This is a genomic window from Sphingobium sp. TomTYG74 (assembly GCF_055393875.1).
Genome location: NZ_AP027342.1, coordinates 555,361 through 573,258, shown reverse-complemented (window position 1 = coordinate 573,258; position 17,898 = coordinate 555,361). Strand labels below are relative to the sequence as shown.

The window sequence follows — 17,898 nt, the reverse complement described above, 5'->3', positions numbered from 1 at the left end:
TTATGCAAACGGCCGCCGCCCGCGCTCTGCTGGAAAGCATCTATCTTGAGGCGCTGCAGTCGGTGCGCGGCGAAAGGCTGGTCGCATCGCTGGGCATTCCCGAGGGTGGCCATTGGTCCATTCGCCACCAGGGCAAAGCCATAGACTGGCCACTGGATTCAGATGGTCGCCTCGTTGTGATCGGCGCGGGAAAGGCCGTGGGGTCGCTCGCGAAGGGGCTGGAAACGCTGCTGGGAGAACGGATTTCGGACGGCTGCATCATCGTCAAACACGGTCATGATGAGCTGCTCACGCGCATCCGACAGCTTCAGGCGGGGCATCCGATTCCTGACGCGCAGGGGATGGAAGCCACCGCCGAAATGCTGCGGACGGTTGAAGGGCTGACCGAGCGTGACAGCGTGATCGTGCTGCTCACCGGCGGCGCGTCTGCGTTGATGGTCGCGCCGGTCGATGGCGTTACGCTGGAGGAGAAGGCTGCGGTAACAGAAATGCTGCTGCGTTCGGGCGCATCGATCGAGGAGATCAACGCCGTGCGCAAGCGCCTGTCGCGGGTGAAGGGCGGCGGGCTGCTGGACCATGTCGGCCCCGCATCGGTGCTGACCTTGCTGATATCCGACGTGCCGAGCGGCGACATCTGTATGATCGGATCGGGGCCAACTCTTGCGGGCGGGGAAGGAGCGGAGGACCCAATCGCCATTCTCAAGCGATATGGGCTGGAAGATATTGTGCCCGTATCGATCCGGCGTGCGCTTGCCAAGGACGTGCATCCGCAGCCCAAAACGGTGGGACGGCGCGAGACATTGCTGCTGGCCGACAGCGCCACGCTGGTGGAGGCCGTGCATCGCATTGCGGCGCGGGAGGGGGTGACCGTGCGAGATGTGGATACGGCGATGGCGGGCAACACTCATGACGCGGCGCTGGCGATGGCCGCTGCCCTGCGCATAGTACCGCCGCAGGATCGCCCCATGCTGTTGGTGTCGGCTGGGGAAACCACGCTTCAGGTGACGGGCGACGGGCTGGGCGGACGCAACCAGGAATTTGCCCTGGTCGCCGCCATGGCGCTGGCTGGGCAGGACAATGCCGTCCTGCTTGCCGCTGGCACCGATGGCACCGACGGGCCAACCGATGCGGCGGGGGCTTTTGCCGATGGCGGGCTTCACGAGCGCGCGCGGGCGGTTGGGCTCAACCCGGCGGAGAGGCTGGCGCGCAATGACAGCTACCGGTTGTTCGACGCGACGGGCGACCTGTTTCGCACCGGACCCACGGGCACCAATGTCATGGATCTGGTGCTGGGTCTCGCCTTCTGACCAGGCGCGAATTGAAAAGAGAGGAAGAGACATGGTCAAGCTGGCCGCCAATCTGTCGATGATGTTCCAGGACCTACTCTTTCTCGACCGCTTCGATGCGGCGGCGGAAGCTGGCTTTTCCGGCGTCGAGTTCATGTTTCCCTATGACCATGGCGCGGAAGAGGCGGGTGAACGGGCGCGGCGATGCGGGCTGGATGTCGTGCTGTTCAACCTGCCCGCAGGCGATTGGGCTGGCGGAGAGCGGGGCATCGCGGCGCTGCCTGATCGCGTGGAGGAGTTTCGCGCGGGCGTCGCTAAAGGGCGGGACTATGCCAATGTGCTGGGCTGCCCACGCCTGCATCTGATGGCGGGGAAGGCGCCCGCGAGCGCGGAATGCCGGGCTGTATTGGTGGACAATATCGCTTACGCAGCCGATCTGGCGTCGGCCCATGGCCTCGAGATATTGATCGAACCGATCAACACCCGCGTGGATATTCCCGGCTATTTCTACGGCACGACCGACGCGGCGCTGTCGGTGATTGACGAAGCGGGCCGCGACAATGTCCGCCTGCAATATGACATCTATCATATGCAGATCATGGAAGGCGACCTTGCCCGCACGATTGAGCGCTTGCTGCCCCGCATCGGCCATATGCAGCTAGCCGACAATCCGGGCCGCGCCGAACCCGGCACCGGCGAGATCAATTATCCCTGGCTGCTGAGCCACATCGACACGCTGGGCTATGACGGGTGGATCGGATGCGAATACCGGCCTGCGGGCGACACGAAGGCGGGCCTTGGCTGGGCGCGCGATTATCTGAAATCTCAGGAGAGCGTGACATGAAGATCGGTTTCATTGGCCTCGGCATCATGGGCCGTCCCATGGCCGGGCATCTACAGGCGGCGGGCCATGCGATCTACAGCTGTGCCAACCGCACGCCGATGCCGGATGAGCTGCGCGAAAGCGGTGCGGTCGCCTGCGCCACGCCCGCAGATGTGGCTGTAGAGGTGGAATGCCTTATCCTGATGCTGCCCGACACGCCGGACGTCGAACGCGTACTGTTCGGCGCGGACGGCGTGACGCAGCGGTTGAAGCCCGGCACGATCGTCATCGACATGAGCTCCATCGACCCGATCGCGACACGTAACTTTGGAGGGCGGATAGAGGCGCTGGGCTGCGCCTATGTCGACGCGCCGGTTTCCGGCGGTGAGGTGGGGGCTAAAAATGCGGCGCTGACCATCATGTGCGGGGGCAAGGCGGATGTGTTCGAAAAGGTCCGGCCGCTATTGGAACTGATGGGCAAGAGCATCACATTGGTAGGCGACGTCGGCGCGGGACAGGTGACCAAGGTCGCCAACCAGATCATCGTTGCGCTGAATATCGAAGCGGTGTCCGAAGCGCTGGTCTTCGCGTCGAAGGCGGGGGCAGACCCCGCGCGGGTGAGGGAGGCGCTGATGGGTGGCTTTGCCGCGTCGCGCGTTCTGGAGGTGCATGGCCAGCGGATGATCGACCGAACCTTCGACCCCGGCTTTCGCATCCGGCTCCACCAGAAGGATTTGAATCTGGCGCTTTCCGGTGCGCGTTCACTGGGAGTTGCGCTGCCTGCGACGGCAAATGCGCAGCAACTTTTCAACAGTTGCGTAGCGCACGGCGATGCGGAAAAGGATCACAGCGCGATGGTGACGGCGCTCGAACGAGCTGCTAACCACTTGGTGAGTGGTTACTCAACCGACGAAGTTTCCAACACCGACAGCTTATCCGGAGGATGCTCATGACCAGCAACAATCGTCTTAAAGACCGCCGTATCATCGTGTTCGGCAGCGCGACCGGTATCGGCGCTGCCACTGTGAAGCGCCTAGCCGAGGAAGGCGCGCGCGTCTGCGCCGCCGACATCAACCTCGAAGGCGCGACGCAGGTGGCGCAGGAAGCGGGCGGGGAAACCTTCGCCGTCTATGTCGACATTGCCGACGAGGCATCGGTGCAGAAGGCGACGGAAGAGGCAGTGAACCGCTTCGGCGGCCTCGACGGGGCGCATATCAATGCGGCAGACCTGCGCGTTATCATGGAAGACAGCGACGCGTTGGCCATTGACCTTTCCACATTTGACCGCACGATCGCTGTGAACTTGCGCGGCCACCTGCTGTGCACCCGCGCGGTCGTGCCGCACCTCGTTAAGAGCGGTAAGGGCGCGATTGTCTACACCAGTTCCGGCTCGGCGCATGGTGGTGAACCGACGCGGCCCTGCTATGCCATGGCGAAGGCGGGCGTGAATGCGCTGGCCCGCCACGTCGGTGCGCGCTGGGGCAAGGAAGGCATCACCGCCAATGTGCTCGCGCCCGGTTTCACCGTGACCGGCGAGATGAAGGCGGCGATGGAAGCGAACGCCGAGGAAGCCACCAAGTGGGCCGACTATTTCATGTCACGCACCCCACACACCCGGCTGGGCCAATCCGAAGACCATGCCGGCGTCGTTGCGATGCTGTTGTCTGAGGATGGCCGCTGGATCAACGGTGCGATCTATGACGTCAATGGCGGATCGATGATGCGCGCTTGACGACACTGGCTGCGGCGCTCGCTTCTGCACCGGCGGGCGCCGCAGCGCTTGTTCAAAAGAGCGCGATCACGCGCGCGGGCATGCCGGTGGCGTTTTCCAGCGGCGCGACGCCTGCGAACAGCAACCCGCCCGCAGCAGGTGCGCGGTCGAGATTGGCGAGCCCCTCCAACGCCCAGCGCCCGCTGCGCAGCCATGCCTGATGAACGGGGAAGGCGGGCATCGCCTCACCCGCATCGATCGACATGGTATCGACGCCGATGCCACGCACATCCCGCTTCATCAGAATGTCGATTATGGTATGATCGAAGCCGGGGCTCTTGCGCCGTTCGGCGGGGGTGAGGCTTGCATAGCTTGAAAAGGCTTTCAGCGGATCGCAGCCCGACAGCATGGCAACGCAGGAACCGGACGGGATGCGGCCATGGCGGCGTTCCCATGCGATGACATCCCGCAGTTCCACCCGAGCGTCGCGATCGGCTTTCACCTTGTCCCTTATGTCGATTATGACGAGCGGAACGATCAACTGGCTGACGGGTAAGTCGCCGACCGATGCCCCATCAGGCGCGAAATGGCGAGGGGCGTCGAGATGCGTGCCGGTATGTTCGACGATCGAGATGCGGTTGAGCGCCATCCCTGCCTTCGTTCCCGATCCTTCCACGGCTTCCATGGTGAGGCGGCCGGGGGTGAAGGCGAAGGCCCGCGTCAGCTTATGCGTGAGGTCGAGGATGTGCAGTTTCCGCCCGTGCAGGGAAAGGCTGGCCTGATCCGGCGTCACTGGAGCAGCATCAACGCGGGAAGCCGTGCCTAGGGCGAGCGCCCCAATTGCTCCCATAGCGAGCATGTCGCGGCGGTCGATCATGGCGGCTTGTTCCTTTTCTTGGTCGAAAGCGACTTGAGTTACATGGGACCATCTCAACTCCGTTCGGGCTGAGCTTGTCGAAGCCTCTTCCTTTTTCTTTCAGGAAGTAGAACCCTTCGACAAGCTCAGGGCGAACGGAACATGAGTTCGCAGGAAGGCTCAGCGCTAGGCGAAATCAATCGCGACAACTTCGTGGAAGTCTATGTACGGCACATCGACTTCCACCCAGCCGTTCGTCGTCCCGTGTGGCACAGCCATCCCTGCGGTCAGCAGCCGGGCCTGCGCAGCGCCTTTGCCTTGTGGCAGTTGCATGCGGACCCGGTAGGGACCGGTCCTGATCGCCTCGCGATAGCTGCCCCGCATCGTCATGGGGTTGTTGAGATTGACCAGATGCGCGGTCATCGATTTTTCCTGGCGCCAGCAGGCGATGTCCAGCAGACCCGGACCTTCGATCTGTAGCGGATGCGCCTCCTGATGGGTCCAGTCGAGCATTGCGCGCAGCAATGTCAGGTGATCGCCATGGCCAAGCTCTGCAAAGGTGCGGTCGATGTCCATGGGCAGATAGGCGATGCGGCCACGGCCGACTTGACCGCAGATCGCCATCGGCAGGTCGGTTTCCGTCTTGTTAGTGAAGACGCGCTCCATCGGCAGGTCGGGATAGCTGGGCACCAGCGTCAGTGCCACGTCCCTCTGGTCGCGCGCGGTGACAGGCTGGCGGAAGAGCGGGCCGATGGCGCGATTGATGTCGCTCAGGTCGGCCATGGCCGGGTGTGCATGGCGTAGGGTGAGATAGGCGTTCTTGAGCGGCCCTTCGGGCTCCCCGGTGATGGAGCAGCCGAACATATCCGCCAGGCCAAAGTCCGCCCGCTGCCGTCCGTCACCATCGTAGAGAGAGGTCTGGTACGTGGCGATCACGTTGCCGCCCCGCTTCACGAAGGCGCGTATCTGATCGCATTGCGCGTCCGACAGCACCGCCGCATTGGCTAGAATGATGGTGCGGAAGCGCGACAGGCTAGCTTCGTCCAGAAAATCCTCATCAATGAGGTCGAAGGGCACGCGCGATTCAAGCGCCGCTTGATAGAAGCCGCGCGAATGACCCTCCAGTTGCCCGCGCTGATTCCAGCCACCCATATAGGCAGTCGTCCTGGGCGAATGGATGATCGCGACCCGCGCCAGATTGCCGTTGTTGCGCAGATAGGCTTCGTTGGCGTGGTGCCAGCTGTAGATTTGCCGGACGACTTCCATCCAGCGGCGGTCAAGCGGCTTGGCATTGAACTTGGTGATCCACGGCCGCGCGCCTTGGGCGATCGCGCCTGCCGCCCAGATGCGGATTTCGGCCGGGCTCTGCACCGAATCCTTCCAGCGATAGGCTTCTTCCACCCCCACGGAGATGATGTGGCCGACCGGCTTGTCCTTCATGAAGGCGCGCAGTTCGCGGGTGTAGCGGCCCGCGCCCCAGACCTCGGGACCCGTGCCCCAGCCCGAATCGTCGGACGAGCGTGCCTGGCGATCGCAAAAGGCGAGAGGAAGACGCTTTGACAGAGCGGGGCCGTTCAGATCGACCAGTCCCCGGCGGTCACCGCCGGGGATGAAGAAGGCCTGGGGCCGGTGCTTGCGCGCCGCCGCGTTCCAAAGGTCCATGAGGGCGAAGAGCCGATCTTCAACCCAGGCCGCATATCGCCGCCCTTCCGGCTTGGAAGGGTCGGGGTCAGCCGGAATCTCCTGGCCAGACGCGGCGCGGTAGAGCGTCCGGCAGCTTTGGCAATAGCAGGTGCCGCTGCCGTTCCAGCGGTTGCCGAAGAAGCCATCCACTGGATAGCGTCGGGCGATTTCCTCGATCACCTTGGGCATCAGCTCGAAATTATAGGGGCCATAGGCGCAGGTGAGTGTCAGATCGGGGGCGCTGCCGTGCCGCTTGATCTTGCCGTCCGGGCCGGTCAGCGCCCATTCGGGATGGGCAGCGGCGGCGGCCGCGTTCATTGCGTGCGGATCGATACGGGCGAGCACGCGCATGCCCAGCTTCTTGCACGCGGCGACCATGTCGCCGAACGGGTCCATGCCCTTGCCGATGCCCTTCGCCATGCCATGATAGGGAATGGCCGTCGGGTAGAAGGCGATGCCTCCTCCGGCACTCAGGCAGACGCCATCGGCGTGAATCTGCTGGAAATAATCGATCCAGAAAGCGGGATCGTAACGGCCCGGATCATCTTCGGTAAAGGCAAGCTGGAACCAACGCATGGGTTCGCTCGCCCAGTCCGGCGCGCCGCTTTGTCCGATTTTGCGGGCAAAGGCGGGCTCGATACCGGACAGCAGCGCACCGGCCCCCAACCTCAATGCCGTGCGGCGATCGAGCGGTAAGATGTCAGGCATGATCCTCTCCTCAACTTGGCCTGATCCTTAACCCAAGGCCGTCGGTCCACAATCGATCATCCCATGATGTGGGACGGCGATGCGAACAGGATGTCTTCCTGAAACGCATGATGGATAAGGGCCGATCGAAGGCCGACGCAAAGCATATCGACAAAGGTGAGGAAACAGGTCATACCAGTTTCTCTAAGGCTGCGTTCGCGCGACGGCGGCTTGGCAGGTGAGGAACAGGATGTGACCGATAGTCAGCAAGAGCCGGAGGACGGTCTGCTTGGGCGAGTCCAGTCGCTGGTGCGGGCATTCGGCATTCTCGACGAATTGGCCAAGAGCGATCATATGACGCTCAGCGACCTGTCCCGTGCCGTGGGCCTGCCGCGATCCACTACCCATCGCCTGCTGACGACCATGGAAGCATTGCGCTATGTCGCTTTCGACCGGCGGAAAAATGGCTGGTCGGTCGGTGTCCAGGCCTTCACCGTGGGCGCGGTTTTCGCTCAGACGCGGGACTTGGGCCAGTTGGGCCACACGATCATGCGGTCATTGATGTCGGAAGTGCAGCATTGCGTGAACATCGCCGTGCCCGAGGGGGCGGGTGTCTGTTATGTTGGTCAGGCTGCGACCAACGGGTTTCGCCAGACTGCGGCGCGACCGGGCGCGGTGCTGCCGCTGCATAGCACGGCGTCGGGCAAGGTGCTGATGGCGCAATGGTCCCGGCCGGAGCTCGACCGCTATCTGGACAGCACGCCGCTCAAGGCCCGCACCGCGCGCAGCATCATCGACGGTGACCGTCTGCGCAGCGAATTGGCGCAGATCAGGGCGCGTGGATATGCACTGGATGACGAAGAGCATAGCGACGGGCTGCGCTGCGTCGCGGCGGTGGTCAAGGATCGCTACGGACTGCCCAAGGGGTCGCTGTCGATTTCGGATCGATCGTCTCATCTGACCCGCGCCCGGCTGGACGAATTGGGGCCTGCGTTGATCAGCGCGGCGCAGCGGATGAGTGTGGAAATCGCGACGCAGAGTTTCTGATCAGCCTGGTCTGTCTAAAGCCAGCCTCACCAGACATATCGGATCACTTCTGCCGCTTCGGTGAACAGTAACGCCGTGGCGCACGCCTGCGCGGCTGCGTGATAACGGACGCAGAAACACCGGCGTAACAGCGCGGGCGGCAGGAGAGGGCGATGAAAGATATGAGATCCCATGTGCGCGACAGGCGCGTCGCGGCGGGATTGCTGGCGGTGGGTAGCATGATGGCGGTTGGTGCGTCCGCGCCGCCGCCTCAGACCTTTTCCTTTGCGCTGACCAACATCTATATCGCGGCTTACGAAGATGAAAAGGCATGCCGCGCACCGTCGCTCAGTTCGTCCGACCTGTTTCTCAAAAGCCTGTCGTCCGCCGAGCGCGCGAAATATGAGGCGCCCGACAAGGTGCAGGAGTTGCACAAGCTGATGGGCCAGCGCCTTGGCTTCAAGATGGTGCCCACCGGCAAGCCTTCCGGCTCCAATGGCAGCATGGCTCAACTGAGCGAAGCGGAACAGGAAGCCTTGCGCCAGAAATATCATATACCGAAGGGGAAGGGCACCGCTGCCTTCCTGGGCACCCGTTTCGCCTATGACAGCTGCACCAATCCGGAAGACTTTCCCTTCATGGAAAAGGGAAATGAGGATTATCGCGGCCCCATCGCCTACGGCATCGATCTGGACGGCCGCGCGAGCAAGGGTGATTATGTCAGCCCCGATCAGAAGCCGGGCGTCGATAACCAGCTGATCCGGGCGGTGGGATGCACTTTTTCCACGCGCGATTTCGGCACGCCCAAGGTGGCGGACGAGGTGATCACATCGATGTCGTCGCCCACGCTGGTCGAGGTGAGTGGCGTCGATGATCCGGTCAACGACGATGATGTGACGGTGCGCCTTTACGCCAGCGGCAATCCTTTGGAACTGTCGGGTGCGGGGAAGCCGCTGGCATGGGCCAGTCTGGATGTTGATCCGGATCGCCGCTTCATGGCGCAGGCCAAGGGAAAAATCCGCAACGGCGAACTGCTAACTGAACCGTTCGACTTACGGTTGCGGCTGCGTGAGCAGATTATCGACAGCTATCGCGAGGTCCGGCAAGCGCGCATTCAGGCGAAGATCAAGCCGGGCGAAGCCATAGAGGGTGGCATTTACGGCTATCACACTTTGGCGAGCATTGAGGACAATTATCATCAATCGACCCAGGTGGGCGCCAATCTGACGCGCATGTCCTGCCCGGCGTTGATCAAGGCGGTGCGGCGCTATGCCGATGCCTTTCCGGACCCGAAGACGGGACGCAACACGGCCATTTCATCAGCATTGCGGTTCAAGGGCGTGCCCGTCTTCCTGATCAAACCGCAGCAAGTGGCGCAAGGGGTGCAGCAGTGAGCGGGTCGGTGAATTCATCGCGCATCCTTCGCGCGCTGTCCGCCGTGACGGCGTTCTGTTCCATCGGCGCAATCCTGATGGGCGCCAGCGCCGGACAGGCGGATGCGCCAGCGCAGCAGCAGGCGCAACCACAGGTGCCCAAGTTCCGTCGGCTGACCGAGGCGCAATATCGCGCGACCATCGCCGATATATTCGGGCCTGACATCAAGGTGAGCGGTCGGTTCGAACCAGACATGCGGATCGGCGGCCTGCTGGCGGCGGGCACCAGCGCAGTCTCGCTCACCCCGGCGGGGGCGGAGCAATATGAGCAGATCGCGCGGGGGATCGCCGAACAGGTGGTTGATGCGAAACATCGCGATCGCCTCGTGGGGTGCGCGCCGTCGGCGTCTGATCCGCAAGGCGCGGCCTGCGCGGCGCATTTCTTCAAGCGGGTCGGCCTCAGGATTTACCGACGGCCCCTGACCAACGGGGAGGTGAAGCTCGCCGTTGCCCAGACGCTGGCAGCGGCGGCGACGGTGAAGGATTTTCACGGCGGGCTGGCGATCATGCTGACGGCGATGCTGTCGGACCTGCCCTTCCTGTTCCAGACCGACCGGGAGGTGGCCGACCCCAGTGCGCCGGGCGGACGGACGATCGATGCATGGTCGCGCGCGAGCAAGCTCAGCTATTTTCTTTGGAACAGCACGCCTGACGAACAGCTGCTGCAGGCGGCGGCCGACGGCAGCCTGATGACGAAGGCGGGGCTTGTCCGGCAGGTCGATCGGCTGATGGCCTCGCCACGGTTCGAAACCGGCGTGCGGTCCTTCTTCGACGACTTCCTCCAGCTGGAAGGCATGATGTCGCTGTCGAAGGACGGGATCATCTACCCGGCCTTCCGTTCTTCCGCCGCACCCGCCGCACGGGAACAGACGCTGCGCACCATCACGACGCTGCTGGTGGAGGAAAATGGCGATTATCGTGACCTGTTCACCACCCGCCGGGTGGCGATGAACCGGCAGTTGAGCCCGCTCTATCGCATACCCTATGGCCCGCGCGATTGGTCGATGATCACCTTGCCGGACAATGATCCGCGCGTCGGGCTGCTGACGCAGATCAGCTTTCTGGCGCTCCATTCGCATGAGGGACGATCCTCGCCCACGTTGCGCGGCAAGGCGCTGCGCGAAGTGCTGATGTGCGAACATGTGCCGACGCCGCCCGCCAATGTGAACTTCACGATCGTTCAGGACACGAGCAATCCCGCCTTTCGCACTACGCGCGAACGGTTGAAGGCGCATCTTGACGATGAGGAATGCGCGGGCTGCCATAAGCTGACTGACCCGATGGGGCTGACGCTCGACAGTTTCGACGGTGCCGGACAGTTTCGGCCTACGGAAAATGGCGTGCCGATCGACACGTCGGGCATGCTGGACAAGGTCGCTTTCAACGATAGCGCGGGTCTGGGCAAGGCTTTGCACGACAATCCCAAAGTGACGCAGTGCCTGGCGCAATCTGCATGGCGCTACGCGGCGGGGCGGTCGCTGCTGCCTTCCGAAGAGCCTCTGACCACGCGCCTGCATGACGATTTCGCCCACGCCGGATTCCGCATCCGGCCGCTGTTCCGGCGGATCGTCATCGATCCCCAATTCTTCGCTGTCCGGGCGCCAGTGGTATCCCGGATCGCGGGCAAGCCATCGTCAGGAAGGAAAGGTTGATGACGCAGTTCGACAGGCGCGGCTTCTTGCTGCGCGGCATGCTTGGCGGTGGCGCGGTGGCCGTGGGCTTGCCGTTCCTCGACTATTTCCTGGACAATAACGGCGCTGCGGTTGCCGCGACCTATGGTGGTGGCCGCTTGCCGGTGCGCTTTGGCACTTGGTTCTGGGGCTGCGGGATGATCCCTGATCGCTGGAATCCCAAGACGGCTGGCGCCAATTACGACCTGCCGCCTGAACTCACGCCGATCAAGCCCGTGCAGGACAAGGTTTCCGTCCTTTCAGGCTTCGGTGTCACCTTGGGCGGCAAGAGCAACCAGCCGCATATCTCGGGCAATGTGGGCCTTCGAACGGGGACGCCCAGCGATACATGGCAACAGCTCGTCGGCCCGACATTCGACGTCAGCATCGCGGACGCCATCGGCTCGGGCACGCTGTTCCGCAGCCTGGAACTCAGTGCCGACGGCAATGCGCGCACCAGCTTTTCCTATCGCAGTGGGACAGAGATGAACCCCAGCGTCGCATCGCCCATGGAACTGTACCGCCGCATCTTCGGCGCCGATTTCCGTGATCCCAATGCGGCGGAATTCACCCCCGACCCCAAGGTGATGGCGCGCCGCAGCGTCTTGTCCGCCGTGACCGACGAGCGCCGCAGGATGCTGGGCAAGCTGGGGGCGGAGGACAAGGCGCGGGTCGATAGCTATTTCACCTCCATCCGTGAGGTCGAAAATAAGCTGGCGCTGCAACTGGAAAAGCCGCCCCGGGCCGAGGCGTGCGTCGTGCCGGCACAGCCTGCTGACTTGCCCGCCAGCACGGACGTGACCGCCCGCCAACAGTCGCACAAGCTGATGGCGGAACTGCTGGCGATGGCCGTCGCCTGTAACCAGACAAAGGTGTTCAACATGGTCTTTTCCACCGCCACTGCCGATCTGCGGCAGGCCGGATCGCCCACCGCCTATCATCAGGCTACGCATGAGGAACAGGTGGACCGGACAAAGGGCTACCAGCCGACGGTCGATGCCTTTTCCACGCAGAGCATGCAGGGATGGGCCGACTTCGTAACCGCAATGTCGGCGATCAAGGAAGGGGACGGCACCTTGCTCGACAACATGCTGGTCGTCGCCCATTCCGAGGTCAGCTACGCGAAAAACCATGACGTGAATGGCATCCCTGTGATGCTGGCTGGACGAGCAGGCGGGAAGGTGAAGAGCGGCATCCATATCGCGGGGCAGGGCGACCCGATTTCGCGCGTCGGCCTCACCATGCAACAACTGATGGGGGTTCCCGTCGATGCCTGGGGCACGGACGCCATGCGGACGTCGCGCAGCTTGTCGGAGATCATGGCATGAAGCGCGCCGCGATGATTGCCCTCTCCGCGCTGCTGGCAACAGCGCCCGTTTACGCGCAGACGCAAGGTCAGCCTGAGCTGTCAGGGTTCAGTTTCCTGTCGCTGGAGGTGGCCGATATGGCCCGCGCCCGATCCTTTTATGTCGATGCTCTCGGCATGAAGCCGGTCTTTACGATCAGCAAGCCGGGTGATCCTGCCGAAAAGATCGCATTCAATTTTTCCGGTGATCCCCGGTCCAGCGAACCGCTGCTGATCCTCATTCACTATGAAAAGCCGAACGCCACCCAGAACCGTTCGACGGGGGCCAAGGTCGGCATTCGGGTCAGTGACAGTCGGGCCGCCGCGCTGCGCGTGCAGACGGCGGGTTTTCCCATCGTCAGGATCGCTGCGGCTGACGAGAAGGGGCCGGTGATCAACAGCGTCGTGCGCGATGCCGATGGCGTAATCGTGGAACTGGTGCAATTGCGGGGTCAGTAGGGCATGTCCGAAGGCGCGGCGAGCTCTGTTCCGTCTCTTCGGGAACGACCTTCTCTCGCCTATTGTCAGCATTGCATGAGACATTTATGGCCGATTCGAACGGTCAGGTGGCGGACTGTGCGCAGACAAGTTCGCCTGATTCTGCTTAAAATGCGGATTTTTTGATCGATCGCCGTCAGGGAATCGCGCCAAAGCTATTCCCTGCCGTCCGCCGCGCGTGTAATGGCGCGCTCGCAAGATCGCACGGAATGGAATGTGAATGGCTTACCCAAGCAAGCAAGGTTTATATGATCCCGGTAATGAGCATGACGCATGCGGCGTCGGCTTCATCGCCAACATAAAGGGATTAAAAACCCACGATATTGTTCTTCGTGGCTTGGACATTCTGCGCAATATCGACCATCGTGGCGCAGTCGGCGCAGACCCTTTGGTGGGTGATGGCGCGGGTATTCTGATTCAGATTCCTGATTCGCTGTATCGCGATTGGGCCACCGGCGCGGGCATCGATCTGCCGCAGTCCGGCGATTATGGCGTTGCTATGTGCTTCTTGCCGCGTGACGGGGATGCCGAAGCCGCCGCCGTGCAGCAGCTTGAGCGCTTTATCCTGAAAGAAGGCCAAGTCCTGCTGGGTTGGCGCGACGTGCCGGTGACGCTCGACGGGCTGGGCCAGACCGTCCTCAATGAGATGCCGACTATCCGTCAGTGCTTCGTCGGCCGAGGCGCCGGAACGAAGGATCAGGATGCGTTCGAACGCAAGCTGCTCGCCATCCGCAAGCAGACGCAGAATCCACTGAAGGAACTGTCCGAAAAGCAGGGGCTGGAAAGCCTGGCGGAATTTTACGTGCCGTCCTTCTCCACCCGGACGATCGTATATAAGGGCCTGCTGCTCTGCGATCAGGTCGGCAGCTTCTATGACGATCTGCGCAGCCCGCTGTGCCAGTCGGCCTTGGCGCTCGTCCATCAGCGTTTTTCGACCAACACCTTCCCTTCATGGAAGCTGGCGCACCCCTATCGCTTCATTGCCCATAATGGCGAGATCAACACGGTTCGCGGCAATGTGAACTGGATGAACGCGCGCCGCCGCACGCTCGAATCCCCGCTGCTGGGCGCGGATCTCGACAAGATGTGGCCGCTGATCCCGCATGGTCAGTCCGACACGGCGTGTCTCGATAATGCGCTGGAGCTGTTGGTAGCCGGCGGCTACCCGCTGGCGCAGGCGGTAATGATGCTGATCCCGGAAGCCTGGGCGGGCAATCCGCTGATGGACCCCAAGCGCAAAGCCTTCTACGAATATTTCGCCGCGCTGATGGAGCCGTGGGATGGCCCCGCCGCCATCGCTTTCACCGACGGTCGCCAGATTGGCGCGACGCTGGACCGCAACGGCCTGCGTCCGGCGCGCTTCATCGTGACCGATGACGATCATATCGTCCTGGCATCGGAAAGCGGCGTCCTGCCCTTCAAGGAAGAAAATATCGTCCGTAAGTGGCGGCTTCAGCCGGGCAAGATGCTGCTCATCGACCTGGATCAGGGCCGCATCATCGAGGATGAAGAGATCAAGGCCCAGCTCGCGGACGAACATCCCTATGAGGAGTGGCTGAAGGAAACGCAGTACAAGCTGGAGGAGTTGCCCGCATCGCTCGGCGAGGACCTGCTGCCGTCGCGCGGCAATGATGCGGCTGCGTTCCTCGATCGCCAGCAGGCGTTCGGCTATACCCAGGAAGACGTGCTGAAGTTCCTGGAGCCGATGGCGCGCAACGCGGAAGACCCGATCGGGTCCATGGGCATCGACACGCCCATCGCCGTGCTCAGCCAAAAATCGCGTCTGCTCTACGATTATTTCAAGCAGAATTTCGCTCAGGTCACCAACCCGCCGATCGACCCGATCCGCGAGGAACTGGTGATGAGCCTGGTGTCGATGATCGGGCCTCGCCCGAACCTGCTTGGCCATCATGCTGGCACGCATAAGCGGCTGGAGACTCTCCAGCCCGTGCTGACCGACGCTGATCTTGCCAAGATTCGCGGCATCCATGATGCGCTGGACGGTGCATTCCGCACGCAGACCATCGACATCAGTTGGCCGACGGCGGAAGGAGCCGCCGGTCTGGAACGCGCGCTCGATCGCATCTGCAATGAAGCGACCGAAGCGGTGCTGGCGGATCAGAACATCCTGATCCTGTCCGACCGCAACGTGTCGGCAGAGCGCATCGCCATCCCCGCTGCTCTGGCGACCGCAGCGGTTCACCATCACCTCATCCGCCAGGGCCTGCGCATGCAGACCGGCCTGGTTGTGGAGACGGGCGAAGCGCGCGAAGTGCATCATTTCTGCGTCCTCGCCGGTTATGGCGCGGAGGCGGTGAATCCCTATCTCGCCTTCGAGACGCTTGAGCAGATCCGCTTGAAGCAGAACCTGCCGCTGTCCGCTTACGAAGTTCAGAAAAACTACATCAAGGCGGTCGGCAAAGGCATATTGAAGGTCATGTCCAAGATGGGCATTTCGACCTATCAAAGCTATTGCGGCGCGCAGATTTTCGACGCGGTCGGCCTCAATTCCGCGTTCCTGGAGCGCTATTTCACCGGCACCGCCACCACTATCGAGGGCATCGGCCTTGCCGAGATCGCGGAGGAAACGGCCAATCGCCATCGCGAGGCGTTCGGCGACAATCCGATCTACCGCAACATGTTGGATGTCGGGGGCGCCTATGCTTATCGCGTCCGTGGCGAGGAACATGCCTGGACGCCGCAGAGCGTCGCGTCGCTCCAGCATGCGGTGCGCGGCAATAATCCGAAGGAGTATGAAGCCTTCGCCGCGTCCATCAATCAGCAGAATGAGCGGCTGCTGACCATTCGCGGCCTCATGAAGTTCAAGTTCGCGGATCAGGCAATCCCGCTTGATGAGGTCGAGCCCGCCAGCGCGATCGTGAAGCGGTTCGCGACCGGCGCGATGAGCTATGGCTCGATCAGCTGGGAAGCGCACACAACCCTGGCCGTTGCCATGAATCGTATCGGCGGCAAGTCGAACACGGGCGAAGGCGGTGAGGACCCCAAGCGGTTCACGCCGCTGCCCAACGGCGATTCCATGCGCTCGGCGATCAAGCAGGTGGCCTCGGGCCGCTTCGGCGTGACCACCGAATATCTGGTCAATGCCGACGATGTGCAGATCAAGATGGCGCAGGGCGCGAAGCCCGGCGAGGGCGGTCAGCTGCCGGGTGACAAGGTCGACAAGACCATCGGCAAGACGCGCCACTCGACGCCGGGCGTTGGCCTCATCTCGCCGCCGCCGCACCATGACATCTATTCGATCGAGGATCTGGCCCAGCTGATCCACGACCTGAAGAACGTCAATCCGGGCGCCCGCATCTCCGTGAAGCTGGTGTCGGAAGTCGGCGTGGGCACGGTTGCTGCTGGCGTCAGCAAAGCTCGGGCAGACCATGTCACCATCTCGGGCTATGAAGGCGGCACCGGCGCGTCGCCGCTGACGTCGCTGACCCATGCGGGCTCTCCTTGGGAAATCGGCCTCGCCGAAACCCAGCAGACGCTGCTGCTCAACGGCCTGCGCACCCGTATCGCCGTTCAGGTCGATGGCGGCCTGCGCACCGGCCGGGACGTGGCCATTGGCGCGCTGCTCGGCGCGGATGAATTCGGCTTCGCCACCGCTCCGCTGATCGCGGCGGGCTGCATCATGATGCGCAAGTGCCATCTCAACACCTGCCCGGTCGGCGTCGCGACCCAGGACCCCGAACTGCGCAAGCGTTTCACGGGCCAGCCGGAACATGTGATCAACTATTTCTTCTTCGTCGCGGAAGAACTGCGCACGATCATGGCGCAGCTCGGCTTCCGCACGATCGATGAGATGGTGGGCCGCGTCGATCGCCTCGACATGCGCGATGCCATCGACCACTGGAAGGCGAAGGGCGTCGACCTAAGCCGCCTCCTCCATCAGGTCGCGCCGGATCAGGATCTGGTCCTTCGCAACACGGAAGGCCAGGAACATGGCTTGGATGCGGCACTTGATCAGGATCTGATCAAGGCATCGATGGATGCGCTGGAAAAGCGCGAGCCGGTTCGCATCGAACGGCCGATCCGCAACGTCAATCGTACGGTCGGCGCGATGCTTTCGGGCGAGGTCGCTCGCCGCTTCGGTCATGCCGGCCTGCCCGACAATAGCATCCTGGTGAAGCTGCAAGGCGTTGCGGGCCAGAGCTTCGGCGCTTTCCTGGCGCATGGCGTGACGCTGGACCTGACCGGTGATGCGAACGACTATGTGGGCAAGGGCCTGTCCGGTGGTCGCATCATTGTCCGCCCGCCAGCAGATACGAAGCGCGTCCCCACCGACAATATCATCGTCGGCAACACCGTACTTTATGGTGCCATTTCCGGTGAAGCCTTCTTCAGCGGCGTCGGCGGCGAACGTTTTGCCGTCCGCAACTCGGGCGCGATCGCAGTCGTCGAGGGCGTGGGTGATCATGGCTGTGAATATATGACCGGCGGCGTGGTCGTCGTGCTCGGGCAAACCGGCCGCAACTTCGCGGCAGGCATGTCGGGCGGCATCGCCTATGTCTATGATCCCGACGGCAGCTTCCGGTCGAAGGTCAATCCCGCGATGGTCGATGTCGATCCGATCCCGGCGAAGGCTTCGGACGACGATGGCCTTGGCCGTCCGCTGCAACGCGGCGTGGACGTCAATGACTGGGGCATGGGCGACATGCTGCGCCACGACGCTGACCGCCTGCGCATCCTGCTCGAACGGCATAAGCTGTACACGGGTTCGGAACGCGCCGAGGCGCTGCTGGCTGATTGGCAGGGCACGCTCGCGAACTTCGTCCGGGTCATGCCGAAAGATTATCGCAAGGCTCTGCAGAGCATGGAAGATGAACGCGTTGCCGTAGCCCCCGTGGCCGCCGAATAGGCTTCATGGGGTG

12 protein-coding genes are annotated in these 17,898 nt (G+C 62.8%); 10 read left to right on the top strand and 2 right to left on the bottom strand.

The annotated features are described in order from the left end of the window. The first annotated feature begins 2 nt into the window (after window positions 1-2). Genes ACZ5TB_RS15630 through ACZ5TB_RS15615 form a run of 4 tightly spaced genes read left to right on the top strand, consistent with a single transcriptional unit; the run spans window position 3 to window position 3,841 of the window. Entirely contained in the window at window positions 3-1,307 is a 1,305-nt protein-coding gene (locus ACZ5TB_RS15630; protein WP_464792616.1) for a glycerate kinase type-2 family protein, read from the top strand. 31 nt (window positions 1,308-1,338) lie between these two features. Continuing rightward, window positions 1,339-2,130: a 2-oxo-tetronate isomerase gene (gene otnI / locus ACZ5TB_RS15625; RefSeq protein ID WP_464792615.1), complete on the top strand. Its 792-nt coding sequence runs from the start codon at window positions 1,339-1,341 to the stop codon at window positions 2,128-2,130. Continuing rightward, window positions 2,127-3,062: a 2-hydroxy-3-oxopropionate reductase gene (locus ACZ5TB_RS15620; RefSeq protein WP_464792614.1), complete on the top strand. Its 936-nt coding sequence runs from the start codon at window positions 2,127-2,129 to the stop codon at window positions 3,060-3,062. The genes otnI and ACZ5TB_RS15620 overlap by 4 nt, the downstream gene beginning before the upstream one ends. Further along, window positions 3,059-3,841 carry an SDR family NAD(P)-dependent oxidoreductase gene (locus tag ACZ5TB_RS15615; protein ID WP_464792613.1) on the top strand — a complete coding sequence of 261 codons (783 nt, stop codon included), beginning with the start codon at window positions 3,059-3,061 and terminating at the stop codon, window positions 3,839-3,841. The genes ACZ5TB_RS15620 and ACZ5TB_RS15615 overlap by 4 nt, the downstream gene beginning before the upstream one ends. Before the next feature lie 52 nt (window positions 3,842-3,893). Here the strand turns inward: ACZ5TB_RS15615 and ACZ5TB_RS15610 are convergent, their stop codons facing one another. Next, window positions 3,894-4,697: a cyclase family protein gene (locus ACZ5TB_RS15610; RefSeq protein WP_464792612.1), complete on the bottom strand. Its 804-nt coding sequence runs from the start codon at window positions 4,695-4,697 to the stop codon at window positions 3,894-3,896. Window positions 4,698-4,862: 165 nt separating this feature from the next. Next, window positions 4,863-7,067 (bottom strand): alpha-amylase family protein, encoded by a 2,205-nt coding sequence (locus tag ACZ5TB_RS15605; RefSeq protein ID WP_464792611.1) that lies wholly within the window; start codon window positions 7,065-7,067, stop codon window positions 4,863-4,865. A 231-nt stretch (window positions 7,068-7,298) separates the two neighbouring features. Between ACZ5TB_RS15605 and ACZ5TB_RS15600 the strand changes: the two genes are divergently transcribed. The 6 genes from ACZ5TB_RS15600 to gltB all read left to right on the top strand — a co-directional run bounded on the left by ACZ5TB_RS15600 (window position 7,299) and on the right by gltB (window position 17,885). Then, complete coding sequence (locus ACZ5TB_RS15600; RefSeq protein WP_464792610.1) at window positions 7,299-8,093, top strand: IclR family transcriptional regulator; 795 nt, start codon at window positions 7,299-7,301, stop codon at window positions 8,091-8,093. Window positions 8,094-8,245: 152 nt separating this feature from the next. Beyond that, window positions 8,246-9,466, top strand: a complete 1,221-nt coding sequence (locus ACZ5TB_RS15595) for a hypothetical protein (RefSeq protein WP_464792609.1) — start codon at window positions 8,246-8,248, stop codon at window positions 9,464-9,466. Next, window positions 9,463-11,157: a DUF1592 domain-containing protein gene (locus tag ACZ5TB_RS15590; protein WP_464792608.1), complete on the top strand. Its 1,695-nt coding sequence runs from the start codon at window positions 9,463-9,465 to the stop codon at window positions 11,155-11,157. Before ACZ5TB_RS15595 ends, ACZ5TB_RS15590 begins: the two co-directional genes overlap by 4 nt. Beyond that, complete coding sequence (locus ACZ5TB_RS15585) at window positions 11,157-12,503, top strand: DUF1552 domain-containing protein (protein ID WP_464792607.1); 1,347 nt, start codon at window positions 11,157-11,159, stop codon at window positions 12,501-12,503. Before ACZ5TB_RS15590 ends, ACZ5TB_RS15585 begins: the two co-directional genes overlap by 1 nt. Next, window positions 12,500-12,979 (top strand): VOC family protein, encoded by a 480-nt coding sequence (locus ACZ5TB_RS15580; protein WP_464792606.1) that lies wholly within the window; start codon window positions 12,500-12,502, stop codon window positions 12,977-12,979. Before ACZ5TB_RS15585 ends, ACZ5TB_RS15580 begins: the two co-directional genes overlap by 4 nt. A 259-nt stretch (window positions 12,980-13,238) precedes the next feature. Next, the gene (gene gltB, locus ACZ5TB_RS15575; RefSeq protein ID WP_464792605.1) at window positions 13,239-17,885 is read left to right on the top strand and encodes a glutamate synthase large subunit; all 4,647 of its coding nucleotides are present in this window, start codon (window positions 13,239-13,241) and stop codon (window positions 17,883-17,885) included. Window positions 17,886-17,898 lie beyond the last annotated feature (13 nt).

Coding starts and splice junctions, on each gene's coding strand:
- gltB (WP_464792605.1), top strand. CDS start 13,239: ATGGCTTACCCAAGCAAGCAAGGTTTATATGATCCCGGTAATGAGCAT.
- ACZ5TB_RS15630 (WP_464792616.1), top strand. CDS start 3: ATGCAAACGGCCGCCGCCCGCGCTCTGCTGGAAAGCATCTATCTTGAG.
- ACZ5TB_RS15620 (WP_464792614.1), top strand. CDS start 2,127: ATGAAGATCGGTTTCATTGGCCTCGGCATCATGGGCCGTCCCATGGCC.
- ACZ5TB_RS15610 (WP_464792612.1), bottom strand. CDS start 4,697: ATGATCGACCGCCGCGACATGCTCGCTATGGGAGCAATTGGGGCGCTC.
- ACZ5TB_RS15585 (WP_464792607.1), top strand. CDS start 11,157: ATGACGCAGTTCGACAGGCGCGGCTTCTTGCTGCGCGGCATGCTTGGC.
- otnI (WP_464792615.1), top strand. CDS start 1,339: ATGGTCAAGCTGGCCGCCAATCTGTCGATGATGTTCCAGGACCTACTC.
- ACZ5TB_RS15580 (WP_464792606.1), top strand. CDS start 12,500: ATGAAGCGCGCCGCGATGATTGCCCTCTCCGCGCTGCTGGCAACAGCG.
- ACZ5TB_RS15615 (WP_464792613.1), top strand. CDS start 3,059: ATGACCAGCAACAATCGTCTTAAAGACCGCCGTATCATCGTGTTCGGC.
- ACZ5TB_RS15605 (WP_464792611.1), bottom strand. CDS start 7,067: ATGCCTGACATCTTACCGCTCGATCGCCGCACGGCATTGAGGTTGGGG.
- ACZ5TB_RS15595 (WP_464792609.1), top strand. CDS start 8,246: ATGAAAGATATGAGATCCCATGTGCGCGACAGGCGCGTCGCGGCGGGA.